The sequence below is a fragment of the Mycetocola sp. Y442 genome, from assembly GCF_056898615.1.
Genome location: NZ_JBXHBV010000001.1, coordinates 492,414 through 511,676 on the forward strand (window position 1 = coordinate 492,414; position 19,263 = coordinate 511,676).

Here is a 19,263-nt window from a genome sequence, read left to right on the forward strand (position 1 = left end):
TTCAACGCGAAACGCCCGGCCATGCGGCCGGGCGTTTTTCGTGTGCCGGCACGCGGCCGCATGGTGCCGGAACCCGATGTGCTGACAGCGGGAACCGGCCTCGCACCCGCCCACGGATACGGTCACGCGCACGGAAGAAACGGCATCCGTTCACTCCCGCGCTACCCCGAGCGCTGCACAAACTCGACCGGCGCTACATAAACTTGTGCAGCGCAACGCAGGAACTGCAGCGCTCGATGCCCACGCGCGGGAACCGGCCTCGCACCCGCCTACGGATGCGGTCACGCGCACGGAAGAAACGGCATCCGTTCACTCCCGCGCTAACCGAGCGCTGCACAAACTCGACCGGCGCTACATAAACTTCTGCAGCGCAACGCAGGAACTGCAGCGCTCATGCTGGGAGGACGAGCGAACGCCTACGCCTGTTCGCTCGAGTGTTCGGACGGTTCGCTGATACCGGAAGGCTCTGGCCGCGCCACCGGAATCCGGCTGCCGAGGACCTGCGCGACAACGTCACGCGCGATCTGCTGGCCGGTGAGGCCCGCGTCGACCATGATCTGCTCGCGCGTTGCGTGGTCGATGAACGTGTCGGGCAGGCCGAGCTCGTCGACGGCCGTATCGACTCCGGCGCTCCGCAGGTCCTGGCGGATGCGGGTGCCTACTCCCCCGACGCGGATTCCGTCCTCGATCGTGATGACGAGGCGGTGATCCCGCGCAAATTCGATGACACTCGTCGGAACCGGAACCACCCAGCGGGGGTCGATCACCGTCGCACCGATGCCCTGTGCTTCGAGGCGACGTGCGACATCGAGCCCGATCTCGGCCATCGGGCCGACCGTGACGATGAGCACATCCGGTTTGTGGCTCTCGTAGAGCACGTCAACGTTGTCTTCGGTGCGGCGGACCGCCGGTATCGGCTCCTGCACACTGCCCTTCGGGAACCTGATCACCGTCGGCGCATCGTCCACTCCGATGGCCTCGGCCAGTTCTTCGCGCAGCCGCTCGGCATCGCGCGGCGCCGCCAACCGGATGCCAGGGACGAGCTGGAGGATTGCCAGGTCCCAGATCCCGTGGTGCGAGGGGCCGTCAGGCCCCGTCACTCCGGCCCGGTCAAGCACGAACGTGACCCCGGCCTTGTGGAGCGCGATGTCCATGAGGATCTGGTCGAACGCGCGGTTGATGAAGGTGGCGTAGATCGCAACGACGGGGTGAAGGCCACCGAATGCGAGGCCTGCGGCGCTCGTGGCGGCGTGCTGCTCGGCGATCCCGACGTCGTGAACCCGGTCAGGGAAACGCTCGGCGAGTTTGTGCAGCCCGGTTGGACGCAGCATCGCTGCCGTGACCCCGACGATCCTGTCGTTCTGCTCGGCCAGTTCGACGAGCGTGTCACTGAAGACGCCCGTCCAGGTTTCGGCGCTGCTCGACGACATCGATTCACCGGTGAGGGGATCGATCTTCCCGACCGCATGGAACTGGTCGGCTTCGTCATCGACGGCGGGCGCGAATCCCTTGCCTTTCTGGGTGATGGCGTGAACAATCACCGGAGTGCCGTAGTTCTTGGCCTGCGCGAGGGCTTCCTGCATGGCGTTGAGGTCGTGACCGTCGACGGGACCGATGTACTTGATGTCGAGGTTCGAGTAGAGCGCCTCGTTGTTGCTGAAGCGGCTCAGGAAGCCGTGGGTGCCACCGCGGACACCGCGGTAGAAGGCGCGACCCGGGCCGCCGAGCCGGTCGAACATACGCTGGCTGGTGATGTAGAGATCCTTGTAGGTCCTCCGCGTGCGCACCGTGTTGAGGAACCGCGCCATTCCGCCGATCGTGGGGGCGTACGACCGGCCGTTGTCGTTGACGACGATAACAAGGCGACGGGTGTTGTCGTCGCTGATGTTGTTGAGCGCTTCCCAGGTCATTCCGCCGGTCAGCGCACCGTCGCCGACAACGGCGACGACGCTTCTCTCGGTCTGCCCGGTCATTTCGAACGCACGGGAGATGCCGTCAGCCCAGCTCAGGGAACTCGACGCGTGGGAACTCTCGACGATGTCGTGCGGAGATTCACTGCGCTGGGGATACCCGGCGAGTCCGCCGCGTTCCCGCAGGTTCTCGAAGTCCTGACGCCCGGTGAGCAACTTGTGCACGTAGGACTGGTGCCCCGTGTCAAAGACGATGGCGTCCGAGGGCGAATCGAAGACGCGGTGTATTGCGAGCGTCAGCTCGACGACGCCAAGGTTGGGGCCGAGGTGTCCGCCGGTTCGGGAGACCTCGCTCACCAGGAAAGTGCGGATCTCAGCAGCCAGTTGGTTCAGCTGATCCTTCGAGAGGGCGTCAAGGTCACGCGGACCCCGTATCGACTCAAGAAGACCCATTCGAACTCCCTCACTACCATCCTGACCGGGAGGTGTGCCCCGGCCGTTCCACTCTACGCGCCGCCCCTGAGCGTTTCCGGTTGGAATCACTCAGGGGCGGCGTCGAGAATGGGTCAATCTGTGTGCTTAGACGAGGCTCCGCAGCACGTACTGAAGGATTCCACCGTTGCGGTAGTAGTCAGCTTCACCCGGCGTATCGATGCGGACCACAGCGTCGAACTCAACCGGCTGCTTGCCCTCGGGCGAGTGCGCGGTGGGCTCGGCGACGACGTGCACCGTCTTCGGGGTCGTGCCGTTGTTCAGCGCATCCAGACCGATGATGCTGATCGACTCGGTACCGTCGAGGCCCAGGCTCTCCCAGCTCTCGCCAACGGGGAACTGCAGCGGGACAACGCCCATTCCGATGAGGTTCGAGCGGTGAATGCGCTCGAAGCTCTCGGTGATGACGGCCTTGACGCCGAGCAGGCTCGTACCCTTTGCCGCCCAGTCGCGAGAGGAACCGGAGCCGTATTCCTTGCCACCGAGGATGACCAGCGGGATGCCGGCTTCCTGGTAGTGCTGCGACGCGTCGTAGATGAACGACTCTGGCGCGTCTGCTTGGGTGAAGTCGCGGGTGTATCCACCCTCGACGCCGTCGAGCAGCTGGTTCTTCAGGCGGATGTTCGCGAAGGTTCCGCGAATCATCACCTCGTGGTTTCCACGACGGGAACCGTACGAGTTGAAGTCCTTGCGGGAAATCCCGTGCTCGGTCAGGTAACGGCCGGCAGGGCTGTCCGCCTTGATCGATCCGGCCGGGCTGATGTGATCGGTCGTGACCGAGTCGCCGAGCTTGGCGAGCACACGGGCGCCGGTGATGTCGGTGACCGGGGTGGTCTCCATCGTCATGCCGTCGAAGTACGGTGGCTTCCGGACGTAGGTCGACTCGGGGTTCCAGTCGAACGTGCTTCCTGCCGGGGTCGGAAGTGAACGCCAGCGCTCATCACCCTCGAAGACCGACGCGTACTCGTGCGTGAACATCTCGGTGTCGATTGAGCTGTCGATCGTCTTCTGGACCTCGGCGGAGTCGGGCCAGATGTCCTTGAGGAACACGTCGTTTCCTTCGGTGTCCTTGCCGAGGGCATCCGTTTCGAAGTCGAAGTTCATCGACCCGGCGAGGGCGTACGCGATCACGAGTGGCGGGCTCGCCAGGTAGTTCATCTTCACGTCCGGGTTGATCCGGCCTTCGAAGTTGCGGTTACCCGAGAGCACTGCGGTCACGGCGAGGTCGCTCTCGTTGATCGCAGCAGAGATTTCCTCTGCGAGCGGTCCGGAGTTTCCGATGCACGTGGTGCAGCCGTAGCCGACGGTGTAGAAGCCGAGGGCTTCGAGGTCGTCGGTGAGTCCCGCCTTGGCGTAGTAGTCGGTGACGACCTTGGAACCCGGTGCAAGCGTGGTCTTGACCCACGGCTTTGCCGTGAGCCCCTTCTTCGCTGCATTGCGGGCGAGCAGACCTGCTGCGAGCATGACCGACGGGTTGGAGGTGTTCGTGCACGACGTGATCGCGGCGATGGTGACGGCACCGTGGTCAATGGTGAACGTGGATCCGTCGTCGAGGGTCACGCTGGTTGGCTTCGACGCCGTTGATGGCGCTGAACTCGTGTGCGAGTGAACGTGGTTGTTGTGCTCGCTCTCCGGCGTGTTCGCTGGCGGGTCTGACGCGGGGAACGACTCGCTGACCTCGAGGTCGACGAGATCGTGCTCGACGTCCGCGTAGTTGTTCAGGTCGACCTCGAACTGGTTCTTCGCTGCGCTGAGCTCGATCCGGTCCTGCGGGCGCTTCGGACCCGCGATCGATGGAACCACTGTCGACAGGTCGAGTTCGAGGTACTCGCTGAAGGCCGGCTCGACCGACGGGTCGTGCCACAGGCCCTGGACTTTCGAGTACTCCTCGACGAGCTTGACCTGCTCTTCGCTGCGGCCGGTGAGGCGCAGGTAGTCGAGGGTGACATCGTCGATGGGGAACATCGCTGCCGTCGAACCGAACTCAGGGCTCATGTTTCCGATGGTGGCGCGGTTGGCGAGGGGGACCTCGGCGACGCCCTCTCCGTAGAATTCGACGAACTTGCCGACAACGCCGTGCTTCCGGAGCTGCTGGGTAATGGTGAGCACGACGTCTGTCGCCGTGACACCGGTGGGGATCGAGCCGGAGAGCTTGAATCCGACCACCTTGGGGATGAGCATGGAGACGGGCTGGCCGAGCATCGCTGCCTCGGCTTCGATTCCGCCGACGCCCCAGCCCAGTACGCCAAGGCCGTTGACCATCGTGGTGTGCGAGTCGGTGCCGACAAGCGTGTCAGGGTACGCCTGGAGCGCGCCGTTGACCTCGCGGGTGTACGTCACGCGGGCGAGGTACTCGATGTTGACCTGGTGCACGATGCCGGTTCCCGGCGGTACAACCTTGAAGTCTTCGAACGCGGTCTGGCCCCAGCGGAGGAACTGGTAGCGCTCACCGTTTCGCTCGTACTCGATCTCGACGTTGCGCTCGAGGGCATCTTCGGTGCCGAAGAGGTCAGCGATCACCGAGTGGTCGATGACGAGCTCTGCGGGGGCAAGCGGGTTGATTTTGGTGGGATCGCCACCGAGCTCGGCGACGGCCTCGCGCATGGTGGCGAGGTCGACGATGCAGGGAACACCGGTGAAGTCCTGCATGACGACGCGGGCGGGCGTGAACTGGATCTCGGTGTCAGGCTCCGCTGAGGGGTCCCAGTTACCGAGCGTGCGGATCTGCTCAGCCGTGACGTTCTTGCCGTCTTCGGTGCGGAGCAGGTTCTCCAGAAGGACCTTGAGGCTGAACGGCAGCTTCTCGTAGCCCTGGACGGTGTCGAGACGGAAGATCTCGTAGTCGGTACCGCCGACTGTGAGTGTGTTCTTCGCCCCGAAGCTATTAACTGTAGACACGTAGCCTTCTCCTTCGTTGGCACAGGCACTGACACGCTGCCTGCCTTGGGTCAATCTTGGGTTCCCCTTGGCCAGTTTTTCTAGCAAGGTTTGCCTAACAACCGCCCAATGCCTCAGGGAGCACCTGCATCAATTTATCTTGATGTCGAGATAACTCTATCAGGGGCGAACGGGACTGGTGCGGTACAACGCGCGGACGACCAGCCAGGTCAGGATAAGAAGAGGGGCGTAGAGCGGCAATCCCATGAGGAGCTTTGTCGCCGCGAGCCATTCAACGTTGCCCGCAGCGTAGAGCGGCAGCTGGACAGCGAGCCTCGCGATGAACATCCCCGCCCAGCACAGGGTGAGGATGATGAACGTCCGTCGCTTGACGGCATCCTTCTTCCACGCTGTCGAATCGCTCATCAGGTAGCCGGCGACCAGCCCGATGAGCGGCCACCCGACGAGTACCGAGATCAGCAGGGCTGCACCATACGCGCCATTGGTCACGAACCCGAGAACGAAGTTGTCCTCCGGCCGGTTGGTGACGAGCGCGAAGACCGCGGATGCCACTGCCCCGATGAGACCGCCGACCGCGCTGGCCACCGGCGTCTTCTGGACCAGACGTGCAACGGTCAGGATGGCCGCTATGCCGACAGACACGCCCAGGGACAGCGGCAGGTTCTTCGAAACGGTGTAGACAACGAGGAAGAGCAGGCCGGGCACGACGGCCTCGATGATCCCCCGGATGCCGCCCATCGCCTCGAGCAGCACGTGCCCGTTGGGTCGGTCGGCACGCGCCAGCGACTCAAGCCCTGCTTTCCTCGCGGCGTCAGCGAGGGCAGCGCCGACGACGGCGGCTGTTTCGCCGGTGTCGGCCCTGGCCCTGTCGCTGTCGCTATCGGGGTCAGTGGAGGGCGTGGCCTGCCTGGCCGTTGCGCCGTCCTCGTCGAGGCCTGGCATCAGTCCGTCCGGGCCGCCGTCGGCGGCATCACGAGCGGGATCAGGTCGCGCGGAGGCATCGGTGCCGAACCGCGGACAACGACAACGCTGCGGAAGAGATCCTCGACGAGGGCCGCAGCCTCATCCTGGGTTGCTGCGTCGCCGGCGATGACACCGCGGAGGAACCAGCGAGGACCGTCAACGCCGACGAACCGGGCGATTCGCGTCCCCGGTGCTCCACCGGCGCTGGCGACGACGGGAACCTCGGCGAGCAGTTCCGGACCGAGAGCACCTTCGCGCTCCGTGACCGTTCCGCCCTGCCTGGCGATCTGTTCCTGAATCTGTTCCCGCGTCTCGTGCCACAGTCCGGTGCTGCGGGGAGCGGCGAACGGCTGGATCTGGAGGGTTGAACCTGCGTAGTCGAGTCCGACCGCGACAATGCGCTTCGTGCTCTCCTCGACCTCGAGCCGGAGGTTGAGGCCGTCGCGGGGAAGGATTTTCACTCCGCCGAGATCGATGTACGGCCTGACCGGGTTGGCCTCTGACTCGTCGAACGGGCCGTCGCTTGCCCGGTTCTCGGGTGCAGACTTCGAGATATCGAGCGCGTCCGGCTCCTCGGCGGCTTCGGACTCCGCGAGTTCTGCCGACTGGGTGGAGTCGTCGACGTCGGTGACATCCACCTCGGTCGACTCTGACTCGTCCTGTGCGTTGACGTCAGGATTGGCCGTCGCTTCGATGTTCTTTTTCTTCTTGCTCATGACTGGGCTCCTGTCTGGATCGTGTCGTAGCCGGTGGAACCGAAACCCCTGTCCCCGCGGAGGCTGCCTGGCAGCGTCTCGACCGGCACGAATCTGGCCTGTGAGACCGGCATGACGATCATCTGTGCGATCCTGTCCCCCGCCTTAATCGTGTACGGCTCGCTGCTGTCGGTGTTCAGCAGCGTCACACGGATTTCGCCACGGTATCCGGCGTCGACGGTGCCGGGTGAATTGACGACGGTGATGCCGTGCTTGGATGCCAGCCCTGAGCGGGGAACCACAAAGGCTGCATAGCCGTCGGGAAGGGCGATTGATACGCCGGTACCGACGACCCGTCGTTCCCCCGGCTCGAGGGTCAGGTCTTCAGTAGACTTGAGATCAGCGCCCGCATCGCCCGGGTGGGCGTAGTTGGGCAGTTCCGGGGCGACAATGAGTACGTCTACGCTTTCGGTCACGTGTCGAGGGTAGTGCAGAAGTCTGGATGAGAAGAGACATGGCCGAATATCGAGAACGTTTATGGCCTGCCGTGTGGATCGTCGGGGTGACGGCACTTGTGATTCCGGCAAGCCTGCTCGTGCTTGCCCCGATCAGTGTCCCTGTCGGCGCTCTCACCGGAGTCGTCCTTTACGTGGGCTGCCTTTTCCTCTTTATTTACGGTGCACCGGTCATCGAGGTGAAAAACGGCATCCTCAGTGTGGGGCGCGCGTCGATTCCCGTTGAGCTGATCGGAGACGCCACGGCGTTCGAGGGTGATGAAGCGACCCTCGAGCGCGGCCAGCGCCTCGACGTCAGAGCGTTCCTCGTCATCCGTGGCGGCATCCGTGGGGTTGTCCGGCTGCAGATCGTCGACCCGCTTGACCCGACGCCCTACTGGTTGTTGTCGTCGCGCCACCCAACAAAACTGGCCGCTGCGATCTTGCGATCACAACGGCCAGATGTTCCCATCGAGACTTAGGCTGCACACTCCAGGCAGACCGGTCCGAGCTTTGACTCGTGATCGATCTGTGAGCGGTGCTTCACGAGGAAGCACTCAACGCAGGTGAACTCGTCAGCCTGCGGGGGCAACACAACAACGTCCAGGTCCAGGTCCGAAAGGTCGGCGCCCGGCAGATCGAAACCACCAGGGTTGTCGGCATCTTCGTCGCCGACCGATCCTGACAGTTTGTCTGGCACGCGCTCCTTGAGGGCCTCAATCGACTCTGAATCGTCGTCGGTCTTCCTTGGGGCGTCGTAATCCGTTGCCATTTCCATCCACTTCTTGTTGTCTTCCGATCGCTTCGGCGGCCACAGTTTGCATCAATCTGGATCGAATAGCAAACCGGCTTTGGCCTCTGAGAAGCGACACGGTGTGGAACCCACGGCACGCCCACTGTATTCCCACGTAAATGGCACATGCCGTGACACCATTTGGATAACAAATCACAGCCTGAGAGGCAGTTGATCATGCACGATTTGAAGGTCATTGGCGTTGAAGACGGCGCCCTCATCGCCGCGACAGAGAGCGGCGAGCGTTTTCGTCTCGTTATCGACGAGGTTTTGCAGTCCCATGTGCGCCGCAGCCGCAAGGAGCCGACACAGGGTCCAAAGCCGAGCCCGCGTGAGGTTCAGGCCCACATCAGGTCAGGACTGTCGGCCGAGGAAGTCGCCGACATCACCGGCGCCGACCTCGAGTACGTTCAGCGCTTCGAGGGTCCGGTTCTCGCTGAGCGCGAACACATCGTCGGCGCCGCGCTGAGCGTGCACGTCCTGACCACCATCGACCCGACGCGCGAGGACGACGACGACACCTTTGGCTCCGCCATCAGGGCTCGTCTCGAGTCACTGGGTGCGTCGGAGGAGCGGTGGACCAGCTGGAAGGAGCCGTCAGGCGGCTGGGTGGTGAAGCTGTCGTTCACGGCCAGCGAGATCGACCACGATGCGCGGTGGAGCTTCGAGCCGAAGAAGCAGGCGCTCGCACCGATGAACAGTGAAGCTGTGACACTGTCGAAGCAGGGCGAGCTCCCGCAGCAGGGCCTCATCCCCCGCCTTCGCGCCGTCGAGCGCGACGACTCACGTCCCGATGACAGCCGGTTCGACAGCGGAGCATTCAACTTCCGCGACAGCTCCGATGAGAGCCTCGACCTGTCACCGACCATTGACATCTCCGCGCTCGGGCGCCCGCAGGCATCCTCGAAGGCAGCCGCTGCAGCCGCGATCAACCGGGCGGAAGACCCGGGCTCACAGTCAAACCAGACCGCGGACCTCCTCGAGGCCCTGCGTAAGCGCAGGGGCGAGCGCGAGTCAGCGCACACCGACGAAGCGCAGCTGGACACAGCGAAGGCTCCGAGGGTTGACGCCCCTCTCGCCGACAAGCCGCAGGCTGTTCCGGCCCCGGCCGAGACACCGGTTACTCCGGCGCGCGGCAGCGGCAAGCGTGGCCGCACGGCCATGCCGTCGTGGGACGAGATCGTCTTCGGGGCCCGCACCGACGAAGACTGATCAGGTCGGGCTCGTCGTCAGCGTGTGAAAGCGCCGAGCCTGATCAGCGGTATCGACCGCTCCTCGTGGGTCAGTGACCCGTGCTGGCCGATCATCTTACGCGCTGACTGGTCGGCCGGCCTAGAGTCGTAGTACACGATCCGTTTGCGAGCCGCGACAACCACGTCTCCGATTCGTGGGAGGACCTCGTCGGAGACCGGTCCCAGGAGACCTGATTCCACGAGCTCCTCGCGGGTGGAGACCCAGGCGCGCTGAGACTCGCTCTCTTCCCAGATCCGAGCGAGGGTTCCGCGGTCGGATGCCGTTGCGCCCGGCTCCAGGTACAGGTGCAGGCAGCGCGGTTCTCCCCCGGCATGCCGTACGCCGTCGATCAGCTCTGGTGCCGTGTCGAACAACACGTGCGACGACGGCGGAACGTCAACTGACCCGTGGTCGGCCGTCACGAGCAGTCCCGTGCGCGCCGGGAGCTCCGAACTCAGGGTTGAGACCTCGGCGTCAACCGCTTCGAGCACGGAGAGCCACTGGTCCGATTCCCACCCGTACTGGTGTGACGCCCTGTCGAGCTCCGGGATATAGAGGTAGATCAGTGAACCCGGGTGATCCCGGGCCACCCGCACAGCGGCCGCGCGTCGCTCTGCGATGGTGTTTGCCGACACATAACTCGCGCCACGCAGGATGGCCCGGGTGAATCCTGACGCTGCGTACTTGGCCTGTCCGATCGCGAAGGTACGGATGCCGTCATCGCCCGCCTTTTCGAAGACGGTTCGTTCGCGCTGCCAGGTCTCGGGGACCATTCGCTCATCCCAGCCGTTCAACTGGTTCACCAGCCGATCGTTGGCGGCGTCCAGGGTGCGGTAACCGACCAGCCCGTGTGCACCGGGGAGCGCACCCGTCGCGAAGGTGGCCAGTGCGGCCGCTGTCGTCGAGGGAAAGACGCTCACGATGGCGTCGCTCTTGGTGGACGTCAGGAAGCGTGCGTGCCCGGCGCGGGCCTGCAGCTGTGCCCGCCCGAGGCCGTCGACCACAACAACGACGACGGATTCAGCGGCGGGGAGCGACAGTTCGTTCGGAATCCCCCTGAGCGCGGCGAGGGAATTCGGCAGAACATCGGCAAGGCTGCGGGCGCCTGCTTTGTCGGTGGGTAGCATTGTGGCCATCGGGCCAAGTCTGGCACAGAGTCGCCGACGCGGCTCGCTTGCCCGACCGGCATCCGCCATCCTCCCTTTTCCTGCCCGAGAAACGCCGAATGACCCCGAAGAAAACCCCCGCAGCTCCCGAGTCCTTCACCGAGCGCATCCAGGACGTCGACGTCTCCACAGAAATGCAGGGCTCGTTCCTCGAGTACGCATACTCGGTGATCTACTCGCGCGCGCTTCCCGATGCTCGCGACGGCCTCAAGCCCGTCCAGCGGCGCATTCTTTACATGATGACCGAGATGGGGCTCCGCCCGGAGCGCGGGCACGTGAAGAGCGCTCGAGTGACCGGTGAAGTCATGGGAAAGCTGCACCCGCACGGCGACAGTGCGATCTACGACGCCCTCGTGCGTCTCGCCCAGCCATTCACCATGCGCGTACCCCTCATCGACGGTCACGGTAACTTCGGTTCACTCGACGACGGACCGGCCGCTGCACGGTACACGGAGGCCCGCCTCGACGCCGCCGCACTCGCCATGACCGACGGCCTCGACGAAGACGTCGTCAACTCCATCCCGAACTACGACAACCAGCTCACGCAGCCCGAAGTTCTCCCCGCCGCGTTCCCGAACCTGCTCGTCAACGGTGCGAGCGGTATCGCCGTCGGTATGGCGACGAACATGGTGCCGCACAACCTTGTCGAGGTCGTCGGCGCAGCCAGGCACCTGCTCGCCCACCCCGACGCGACCCTCGACGAACTGATGGAGTTCGTGCCGGGTCCTGACCTCCCCACCGGCGGCACCATCGTCGGACTCGCCGGAATCAAAGACGCGTACGCGACCGGCCGTGGAAGTTTCAAAACTCGCGCCAAGGTCTCGGTCGAGAGCCTCTCGGCGAGGAAGACCGGGCTCGTCTTCACCGAACTGCCGTACCTCGTCGGTCCCGAGCGCGTGATCGAGAAGATCAAGGACGGCGTCACCAACAAGAAGCTCAGCGGCATCTCGGACGTCACCGACCTCACCGACCGCACACACGGCCTCCGTCTCGTCGTCGGCATCAAGACCGGCTTCAGCCCCGAGGCAGTGCTCGAGCAGCTCTATCGGTACACACCGCTCGAAGACGGCTTCAGCATCAACAACGTCGCGCTCGTCGATGGCGGCCCGCAGACACTCGGTCTCCGCGAACTGCTCCAGGTCTATGTGGATCATCGGATCGAGGTCGTCACACGTCGCTCCTCCTACCGGCTCGCGCGCCGTCGTGAGCGGTTGCACCTCGTCGAGGGCATGCTCATCGCCATCGTCGACATTGACGAGGTCATCCAGGTGATCCGGGCGAGCAATGACACCGACCAGGCCCGCACGCGCCTCATCGAGGTGTTCGATCTGTCGCAACTGCAGGCCGAATACATCCTCGAACTGCGCCTGCGCAGGCTCACCCGGTTCTCCCGGATCGAGCTCGAGGCCGAACGCGACAAGCTCAAGGCCGAGATCGCCGAACTCGAGCTGCTGCTCTCGAGCGAAGCGCTCATCCGCAAACAGGTGTCTGTCGAACTCGCCGACGTCGCGGAGCGCTTCGGCACCCCGCGCCGCACCCTCCTCACGGAGGCGCGGCCCAGCATCGCAACCGCCGCGGCGAAACGCCAGTCTGCGCAGCTCGAAGTGGCCGACGTGCCCTGCAGGGTCTACCTGTCAGCGACAGGCCGCGCGCTCCGCATCGACCTGAGCGAGCGTGCCGAGGGCGAGGCGCCCGCCGGAAGCGCCCGCGTTCGGAGACGCACGAAACACGACGCCATCCTGTCGACGCTCGAGACGACATCCCGGTCTGAAATCGGCGCTGTGACGTCACTCGGCCGCCTGGTGAAGTTCAGCCCGGTCGATCTGCCCGTGGTACCCGTCAACTCGCTGCAGCTGGGCGCTGGAGTGAAGATCGGTGACTACCTGGCATTGCCGAACAAAGCCGAGCGCGTGCTCGCCCTGGTCTCGCTCGAGAGTACTGATGCGATAGCTCTCGGCACCCGGCAGGGCGTGGTCAAGCGCGTGAGTCCCGGAGACTGGCCGAACAAACCGGACTTCGAGGTCATCGGCCTCAAGCCCAAGGATGAGGTCGTCGGAGCCGTTCAGGCCCCCGAGTCGACCGATCTGGTCTTCGTCAGTTCAGCGGCGCAACTGCTTCACTTCCCGGCGTCAGCGGTTCGACCGCAGGGCCGGCCGGCCGGAGGAATGGCGGGCATGACCCTGCCGGCGGACAGCCACATCATCTTCTTCGGCGCCGTCGACCCCGGCGCAGACATCTCTGTGGCAACGGTGTCGGTCAGCAGCGAGACGATACCCGGCACAGACCCTGGCAGGGCCAAGGTGTCGGCTTTCTCCGAGTACCCGGCGAAGGGCCGCGCGACCGGTGGAGTTCGCACCCACACGTTCCTGAGGGGTGAGGACATCCTCGCCCTGGCCTGGGTGGGACCGACACCGGCGATGGCAGTGGGACCCGATGGGTCCGCCAGGACCCTGCCGGAGGTCGGCGCGAAGCGTGACGCGTCCGGCACGATGATCGACTCGGTGATCGGCTTCATCGGCAGCGAGATCGCAGTCTAAGACCGCTCGCCGATCGCCGATCGCCGTAGCCGAGAACACCCGTTCCGGTCGAGAACACCCGCTACAACGGATGATCTCGACCGCTTCGGGTGATCTCGGCGAACCGCGCCGCTAAACGTCGATGCGGTCGCGGTTGAGCCGGTTGGAGCTGTCGATGATGAACTCCTTGCGCGGTGCGACGTCGTTCCCCATCAGCAGCTCGAACACCTGTGCCGCCTGCTCGGCGTCAGGCACCTGCACCCGGCGAAGCGTACGGTGGCGCCGGTCCATCGTGGTGGTCGCCAGCTGGTCGGCATCCATCTCGCCGAGGCCCTTATAACGCTGAATCGGTTCGAGGTAGCGCTTGTTCGTCTTCTTGAGGTTAGCGAGCACGGCGTGCAACTCCTGCTCGGAGTAGGTGTAGATCGTGTCGTTCGGCTTTGAGCCGGGGTTCACGACGATGACCCTGTGGAGCGGCGGGACGGCAGCGAATACCCTGCCCTCCGCGATCATGGGTCGCATGTACCGGAAGAACAGCGTCAGGAGCAGCGTGCGGATGTGCGCGCCGTCGACGTCGGCGTCACTCATGATGATGACTTTGCCGTAGCGCGCGGCGGAGAGATCGAAGCTGCGCCCGGAGCCTGCACCGATCACCTGGATGATCGAAGCGCACTCGCTGTTCGACAACATGTCAGACACGGATGCCTTCTGCACGTTGAGAATCTTGCCCCGGATCGGGAGGAGTGCCTGGTACTCGCTGTCCCGCGCGTTCTTTGCCGTGCCGAGCGCCGAGTCACCCTCGACGATCAGGAGTTCGCTGTTGGCGACGTCGTTTGACCGGCAGTCAACGAGCTTCGCCGGAAGGGTCGAACTTTCGAGGGCGTTCTTGCGCCTCTGGGTCTCCTTGTGCGCTCGCGCGGAAATCCGGGACTTCATCTCGGAGACAACCTTGTCGAGCACGAGTGCGGTCTGTGCCTTGTCGTCGCGCTTCGGCGACGAGAATCGTTCCTTGAGAGCCTTCGTGACGACGGCGGACACGATATTGCGTGCCGCGGGGGTACCGAGGACCTCTTTGGTCTGCCCCTCGAATTGTGGCTCGGGCAGGCGCACGGTCAGCACGGCCGTGAGGCCGGCGAGCACGTCGTCCTTCTCGAGCTTGTCGTTGCCGACCTTGAGCCTGCGGGAATTGAGTTCAACCTGCTGGCGAAGGAACTTGAGCAGTCCCTGGTCGAACCCGAGCTGGTGCGAACCGCCCTTGGGCGTCGCGATGATGTTGACGAAGCTCTTCGTGACCGTGTCGTACCCGGTCCCCCAGCGCAGGGCGATGTCCACTTCACAGGTGCGTTCGAGTTCGGTCGGCACCATGGCACCGCTGTCGTTCAGCACCGGAACGGTCTCGGTGAACGTGCCAGATCCCTGGAGTCGCCAGACATCGGTGACCGGGGTGTCTGTAGCGAGGTGCTCGACGAATTCCGAGATGCCTCCCTCGTACTGGAAGAGGTGTGAACCCGCGTCGGGCGAGCGCCGGTCATCGATGGTGAGGGCAAGTCCAGGGATGAGGAACGCGGTCTGCCTGGCGCGGGCAACCAGGTCGTCCATCTGGAACGCGGCGCCCTTCGTGAAGATCTGCCGGTCAGCCCAGTAGCGGACCCGCGAGCCGGTTACGCCCTTCTTGACCTTGCCGACCACCCGCAGTTCGCTCCCGAACTCGAACGGCGTGAACGGGGCATCCGGGCTCGGCTCGCGGCCTTTATCGTCGAAGATTCCCGGCTCGCCGCGGTGGAAGGACATGGCCCATGTCTTCCCGTCACGATCGACCTCGACGTCGAGTCGCTCGCTCAGCGCGTTGACGACAGAGGCGCCAACGCCGTGGAGTCCACCAGACGCGGCGTACGATCCAGACCCGAACTTTCCACCGGCGTGAAGCTTCGTGAAGACGACCTCGACACCGCTCAGACCGGTCTTCGGTTCGATGTCGACAGGGATGCCGCGGGCGCGGTCCCGAACTTCGACGCTTCCGTCTTCGTGCAGCACAACATCGATGTGGTCACCGTGGCCGCCGAGCGCCTCATCGACGGAGTTGTCGATGATTTCCCAGAGACAGTGCATGAGACCGCGCGAGTCAGTGGACCCGATATACATTCCGGGACGCTTGCGTACGGCCTCGAGACCCTCGAGGACAGACAGGTGGCGGGCGGAATAGTCAGAACTCACCTCACAAGCCTATAGACGGTAAGACGGGAAACGCCCCAAGACACGAGAGGCATTCGCCTCCGCCCGCCCCGGTCTACGCGCACAGCGAAATACCCGCGCGAGTGGGCCGATTCCCGGGTTCGCGTGGTTTCATTGGGTTACAAGGCATTTAGGTCAAAACGCGAGGTCAGGAGGAGCTCATGTCAGAGGGAGAAAACGGTACGGTCGGAAAAGAGACCGGCGCCGTTGACACGCTTGAGCCAAAGCTGACTGCGGCTGACCGCTGCGACAGCTGCGGTGCCCAGGCCTACATTCGTGTTGTCGTCAAGAGCGGCGAACTGCTGTTCTGCGCACACCACGGCAAGAAGTACCAGGAAAAGCTCAGTGCGATCGCACACAGCTGGCACGACGAGTCTTCGAGGCTTCTCGAAGACCAGCGCGCCTGACTGCCGCCGTCTCGTACACATCAATACACACCCCACACAAAAAACGCCGCCCGGAGCCGGGCGGCGTTTTTTCGTGCACCCGGCTGGCGGGCTCACAGGTTAGTCCCTGGGCTTCTGCACAGCCGCAGGCAGCTTATTGATGAGAATTGCCCTCGCCAGCTCGACGGTCTTATCGAGAGCGACGTGCTCGTCGTTCTTCACGTAATCCTCGCCGGCGCGTGACGCCGCGAGCGTGATCAGGTGATCAGCCAGCGCAGGGTTCAAGACCAGCGCTGGGCCGTGCAGGTGCGTGCCGTAGCTGTTACCGACAACAGCGCCGTCGGTACCATCGCCGTTGCCGACGCCGTTCCGCACACGCCCGAGTGGTTTCTGGTCAGGACGGCCGACGAAGACCGACGTGTGGTTCTCCGTTCCGACCAGCAGACCGAATTCGCTCTCAACGGCGAACGCTTCGGTGATCGTGCGGGGCCGCGAGGAGTCCACCGAGCCGGCGAAAACACCAGCGCCCGGAATGACTTCGTCGGCACCGAATCGGATCGAACCGCTGAGCAGGTGGAAGCCCGCCCCGGCGGCGAAGATCACGACGCCGTTGGCAGACCACTCGGCGAGCCGCGGCGCGAGTCGAGCGATGTCGGAGGCCAGTGAACGCTGGGCGCTCGACGTCCCCGTCCCGATGGTGACAATGTCGGGGGTTTCCGGCAGTTCGTCACCCGGGTTGTACGCGTGTTCAGCGACGTCCAGGCCGGCGAGGCGCATCCGCCGGACAAGCGCAGTGCGGTTGCCGACGTCACCGTTCAGCGAGAGGTGGGCCGGGTAGAGTTCCAGAACCGAGATCGTCATGCTGCACCCGCTTCCAGGTCCTTGTAGCCCAGGTAACGACGGGTCGCCATCATCTGGTCATAGTCGAGGAAGAACGTGTGACGCCCGCTCTGCGGCCGTGGGCCGTCGAGCATCCGCTGCACTGCCTTCGTGATGTCGGGTTCGATGATCCCGTAGTCCTTGCCCTCGTAGGCCAGTCGAAGTGCCACGAAGGCACCCTTCGGCCCGGATATGACATCGACATGGTCGAGCCGGCTCAGGTCTGCCGCGTAGAGCCAGGACGGGTCCTTGCTCGACTCGTCGTAGGCGAACAGCACGGAGTCCGGCGTCTCCTGCAGGTAGTCCAGGTTCAGCTGGAGGCTCGCAAGGTTCTTGAGCATGAGGATTTCGACCTCAACGCCGTTGACCTGCAGGATCTCCCCACGACCGTAGACGGTCTTCGTGGTCTGGACGGCGGTAATTGCCCGGTGAATGTCGAACTTGTCGCCGAGGTTGCGTGCGGCAAGGGTGAATGCCGCTGCGATGTCGACCGCGTAGTGCAGGCCGCGTGACGGCATCCGGATGTCGTGCACAGTCCCCGCGAACGAGATCTGCGCGTCGTAACCGTCGGCGCGAACGACCTCAGCAACAGCGGGACGCGTGAGCGTTGCTGCGGCGTCGGTAAAGTCTCGGGCTGAAACCTGGCCGTGTGGAGCAGCAGCCTGTACCTCCGGCGTTGCGCCGAAGTAGTCGACGGCCAGTCGGCCCTCGGCCTCAAGTTCGCTGCCGAGCTTGCCCAGGAAGTTGTCATCGCGGTTGAGCACGATCGACGATCCGATTTCCGCGGCGATACCGCGGAACATCTGAGCGACTTTATCCGGCTCACCGAAGCGGTAGATCTGGTCGACGAGCAGATTGAGGATCACTGCAGTTTCAGGCTTCAGCTGCCTCGCAATGGCGGCGCCGTAGCCCTCGTCGATCTCGAGGATGGCGATGTCGGCATCCATGCGACCGGTGAGGCTCGTCTCAGCGAGGATCGCCGATGCGATGCCCTGCGGCATGTTTGCGCCGGAGGGATTCGTGAAGACGCGGAGGCCGTGCTCGCGCATGATCGCGGAAAGCAGGTTGGTCGTTGTCGACTTGCCATTGGAGCCGAGGACGAACACGACCCCGTAGGGCAGTTGTGAGGCGACGTCCCGCATGATGTGCGGGGCAAGCTTCTGCACCACGACGCCGGGCATCGCGCTTCCGCCTCCGCGCAGTCGCGTGACAAAGCGCGTCACGCGACCGGCGAAGATGGGAAGGACGTAGTGCAGGCCTGTCGGTTTACTCAAGGTAGTCACGAAGCGACTGCGACCGGGACGGGTGGCGCAGTTTGGCCATCGTCTTCGACTCGATCTGGCGGATCCGCTCACGCGTGACACCGAAGGTGTCGCCGATCTGGTCGAGGGTCTTGGGCATACCGTCACCGAGACCGAAGCGCATCCGGATGACTCCGGCTTCGCGCTCGCTCAGTGAATCGAGCAGGCTTTCGAGCTGTTTCTGCAGCATGGTGAAGCCGACCGCGTCGGCGGGAACGACAGCCTCGGTGTCCTCGATGAGGTCACCGAACTCGCTGTCTCCGTCTTCACCGAGTGGCGTGTGAAGCGAGATCGGTTCGCGACCGTACTTCTGCACCTCGATGACCTTCTCCGGCGTCATGTCGAGTTCACGGCTGAGCTCTTCAGGCGTTGGCTCGCGACCGAGGTCCTGCAGCATCTGCCGCTGGACGCGGGCGAGCTTATTGATGACCTCGACCATGTGCACCGGAATACGGATGGTGCGCGCCTGGTCGGCCATCGCGCGGGTGATCGCCTGACGAATCCACCAGGTGGCGTAGGTCGAGAACTTGAAGCCCTTGGTGTAGTCGAACTTCTCGACCGCACGGATGAGGCCGAGGTTCCCCTCCTGGATGAGGTCGAGGAACTGCATCCCGCGACCTGTGTAACGCTTCGCGAGAGACACCACGAGGCGGAGGTTCGCTCCGAGCAGGTGACTCTTCGCCCGTGCGCCATCTTTGGCTACCCACGTCAGTTCGCGGCCGAGCTGGGTACGCTTTGCAGCGTCATCCATCTGCGACAGCTTGTCCTCGGCGAACAGGCCCGCCTCGATGCGCATCGCGAGCTCGACCTCTTCGGCCGCGTTGAGAAGCGCGACCTTTCCGATCTGCTTGAGGTAATCCTTGACCGGGTCGGCTGTGGCACCGGTGATGGCCGAGGAGTAGACGGGGAGTTCGTCTTCGTCGTCGGTGGCGGACAGAACGAGCGCGCCCTGCGGAAGAGCTTCCGTCGCGATCGTGCTCGGCTTGCTGTCGTCGTCGTCGTGATCGTCGTCGGCGATGTCAGGAGCGGCGGCGGCCTCGTCGACGACGTCGGCCGTCTTCTTCTTTGCCCCGCGCTTCACGGGCGCCTTAGCGGGCGCGTCGTCTGCGGCTGCTGCCTTCGCGGCCTTCGCCGCTGCAGCTGCTGTCATCTTCTTCGCTGCCGGAGCCTTCACGGCTGCGGCTGCTGTCGTCTGTTCTTCTTCTGCCGAAGTTTGTGCGGCCTTGGTGGCCATAAGAGCACCTTTCAGTCCCCGAGCGAAGGAGTCGCCAGAACTCGCTCGCGGGTCCATATTGTTTTCGGACA

The 19,263-nt window shown here is 64.2% G+C and carries 15 protein-coding genes; 4 read left to right on the forward strand and 11 right to left on the reverse strand.

All coding sequences use genetic code 11. The features are described 5' to 3' along the window. Nucleotides 1–416: 416 nt before the first annotated feature. From dxs to dut, 5 genes are all read right to left on the reverse strand, one after another. Nucleotides 417–2,363, reverse strand: coding sequence for a 1-deoxy-D-xylulose-5-phosphate synthase (gene dxs / locus AC1X6S_RS02360; protein WP_483404216.1), 1,947 nt, complete (start codon nt 2,361–2,363; stop codon nt 417–419). A 126-nt stretch (nt 2,364–2,489) separates the two neighbouring features. Beyond that, nucleotides 2,490–5,300 carry an aconitate hydratase AcnA gene (acnA, locus tag AC1X6S_RS02365; RefSeq protein WP_483404217.1) on the reverse strand — a complete coding sequence of 937 codons (2,811 nt, stop codon included), beginning with the start codon at nt 5,298–5,300 and terminating at the stop codon, nt 2,490–2,492. Nucleotides 5,301–5,459: 159 nt separating this feature from the next. Next, entirely contained in the window at nt 5,460–6,242 is a 783-nt protein-coding gene (locus AC1X6S_RS02370) for a DUF3159 domain-containing protein (protein WP_483404218.1), read from the reverse strand. Then, nucleotides 6,242–6,979 carry a DUF3710 domain-containing protein gene (locus AC1X6S_RS02375; protein ID WP_483404219.1) on the reverse strand — a complete coding sequence of 246 codons (738 nt, stop codon included), beginning with the start codon at nt 6,977–6,979 and terminating at the stop codon, nt 6,242–6,244. Before AC1X6S_RS02375 ends, AC1X6S_RS02370 begins: the two co-directional genes overlap by 1 nt. Beyond that, nucleotides 6,976–7,434, reverse strand: coding sequence for a dUTP diphosphatase (dut, locus tag AC1X6S_RS02380; RefSeq protein WP_483404220.1), 459 nt, complete (start codon nt 7,432–7,434; stop codon nt 6,976–6,978). Before dut ends, AC1X6S_RS02375 begins: the two co-directional genes overlap by 4 nt. Before the next feature lie 38 nt (nt 7,435–7,472). On the opposite strand from dut, the gene AC1X6S_RS02385 reads away from it, so the two are divergent. Continuing rightward, nucleotides 7,473–7,934 carry a DUF3093 domain-containing protein gene (locus AC1X6S_RS02385; protein ID WP_483404221.1) on the forward strand — a complete coding sequence of 154 codons (462 nt, stop codon included), beginning with the start codon at nt 7,473–7,475 and terminating at the stop codon, nt 7,932–7,934. Here the strand turns inward: AC1X6S_RS02385 and AC1X6S_RS02390 are convergent. After that, nucleotides 7,931–8,224, reverse strand: a complete 294-nt coding sequence (locus AC1X6S_RS02390) for a DUF4193 domain-containing protein (protein ID WP_121658897.1) — start codon at nt 8,222–8,224, stop codon at nt 7,931–7,933. The genes AC1X6S_RS02385 and AC1X6S_RS02390 overlap by 4 nt on opposite strands. A 198-nt stretch (nt 8,225–8,422) precedes the next feature. Here AC1X6S_RS02390 and sepH point away from each other — a divergent pair, with 198 nt between their 5' ends. Then, nucleotides 8,423–9,457 carry a septation protein SepH gene (sepH, locus tag AC1X6S_RS02395; RefSeq protein ID WP_483404222.1) on the forward strand — a complete coding sequence of 345 codons (1,035 nt, stop codon included), beginning with the start codon at nt 8,423–8,425 and terminating at the stop codon, nt 9,455–9,457. A 17-nt stretch (nt 9,458–9,474) separates the two neighbouring features. Here sepH and AC1X6S_RS02400 read toward each other — a convergent pair whose 3' ends face one another. Next, nucleotides 9,475–10,614, reverse strand: a complete 1,140-nt coding sequence (locus tag AC1X6S_RS02400) for an alkaline phosphatase family protein (RefSeq protein ID WP_483404223.1) — start codon at nt 10,612–10,614, stop codon at nt 9,475–9,477. An 89-nt stretch (nt 10,615–10,703) separates the two neighbouring features. Here AC1X6S_RS02400 and AC1X6S_RS02405 point away from each other — a divergent pair, with 89 nt between their 5' ends. Beyond that, nucleotides 10,704–13,181: a DNA gyrase/topoisomerase IV subunit A gene (locus AC1X6S_RS02405; RefSeq protein ID WP_483404224.1), complete on the forward strand. Its 2,478-nt coding sequence runs from the start codon at nt 10,704–10,706 to the stop codon at nt 13,179–13,181. Between the two features lie 111 nt (nt 13,182–13,292). Here the strand turns inward: AC1X6S_RS02405 and AC1X6S_RS02410 are convergent, their stop codons facing one another. After that, nucleotides 13,293–15,374, reverse strand: coding sequence for a DNA gyrase/topoisomerase IV subunit B (locus AC1X6S_RS02410; RefSeq protein ID WP_483404225.1), 2,082 nt, complete (start codon nt 15,372–15,374; stop codon nt 13,293–13,295). A 179-nt stretch (nt 15,375–15,553) separates the two neighbouring features. Here AC1X6S_RS02410 and AC1X6S_RS02415 point away from each other — a divergent pair, with 179 nt between their 5' ends. Further along, nucleotides 15,554–15,799, forward strand: a complete 246-nt coding sequence (locus AC1X6S_RS02415; protein ID WP_108961943.1) for a DUF7455 domain-containing protein — start codon at nt 15,554–15,556, stop codon at nt 15,797–15,799. A 99-nt stretch (nt 15,800–15,898) separates the two neighbouring features. Here AC1X6S_RS02415 and AC1X6S_RS02420 read toward each other — a convergent pair whose 3' ends face one another. Genes AC1X6S_RS02420 through AC1X6S_RS02430 form a run of 3 tightly spaced genes read right to left on the reverse strand, consistent with a single transcriptional unit; the run spans nt 15,899 to nt 19,192 of the window. Further along, the gene (locus AC1X6S_RS02420; RefSeq protein ID WP_483404226.1) at nt 15,899–16,639 is read right to left on the reverse strand and encodes a type 1 glutamine amidotransferase; all 741 of its coding nucleotides are present in this window, start codon (nt 16,637–16,639) and stop codon (nt 15,899–15,901) included. Beyond that, nucleotides 16,636–17,931 carry a Mur ligase family protein gene (locus tag AC1X6S_RS02425; protein ID WP_483404227.1) on the reverse strand — a complete coding sequence of 432 codons (1,296 nt, stop codon included), beginning with the start codon at nt 17,929–17,931 and terminating at the stop codon, nt 16,636–16,638. Before AC1X6S_RS02425 ends, AC1X6S_RS02420 begins: the two co-directional genes overlap by 4 nt. Further along, the gene (locus AC1X6S_RS02430) at nt 17,924–19,192 is read right to left on the reverse strand and encodes an RNA polymerase sigma factor (RefSeq protein ID WP_483404228.1); all 1,269 of its coding nucleotides are present in this window, start codon (nt 19,190–19,192) and stop codon (nt 17,924–17,926) included. The genes AC1X6S_RS02425 and AC1X6S_RS02430 overlap by 8 nt, the downstream gene beginning before the upstream one ends. Nucleotides 19,193–19,263: the final 71 nt, after the last annotated feature.

What these genes read in the sequence shown, in the direction of transcription:
- AC1X6S_RS02370 (WP_483404218.1), bottom strand. Translation starts at nt 6,242, where the DNA reads ATGCCAGGCCTCGACGAGGACGGCGCAACGGCCAGGCAGGCCACGCCC.
- AC1X6S_RS02415 (WP_108961943.1), top strand. Translation starts at nt 15,554, where the DNA reads ATGTCAGAGGGAGAAAACGGTACGGTCGGAAAAGAGACCGGCGCCGTT.
- AC1X6S_RS02400 (WP_483404223.1), bottom strand. Translation starts at nt 10,614, where the DNA reads ATGGCCACAATGCTACCCACCGACAAAGCAGGCGCCCGCAGCCTTGCC.
- AC1X6S_RS02385 (WP_483404221.1), top strand. Translation starts at nt 7,473, where the DNA reads ATGGCCGAATATCGAGAACGTTTATGGCCTGCCGTGTGGATCGTCGGG.
- AC1X6S_RS02390 (WP_121658897.1), bottom strand. Translation starts at nt 8,224, where the DNA reads ATGGCAACGGATTACGACGCCCCAAGGAAGACCGACGACGATTCAGAG.
- AC1X6S_RS02430 (WP_483404228.1), bottom strand. Translation starts at nt 19,192, where the DNA reads ATGGCCACCAAGGCCGCACAAACTTCGGCAGAAGAAGAACAGACGACA.
- AC1X6S_RS02405 (WP_483404224.1), top strand. Translation starts at nt 10,704, where the DNA reads ATGACCCCGAAGAAAACCCCCGCAGCTCCCGAGTCCTTCACCGAGCGC.
- AC1X6S_RS02420 (WP_483404226.1), bottom strand. Translation starts at nt 16,639, where the DNA reads ATGACGATCTCGGTTCTGGAACTCTACCCGGCCCACCTCTCGCTGAAC.
- sepH (WP_483404222.1), top strand. Translation starts at nt 8,423, where the DNA reads ATGCACGATTTGAAGGTCATTGGCGTTGAAGACGGCGCCCTCATCGCC.
- dxs (WP_483404216.1), bottom strand. Translation starts at nt 2,363, where the DNA reads ATGGGTCTTCTTGAGTCGATACGGGGTCCGCGTGACCTTGACGCCCTC.
- AC1X6S_RS02375 (WP_483404219.1), bottom strand. Translation starts at nt 6,979, where the DNA reads ATGAGCAAGAAGAAAAAGAACATCGAAGCGACGGCCAATCCTGACGTC.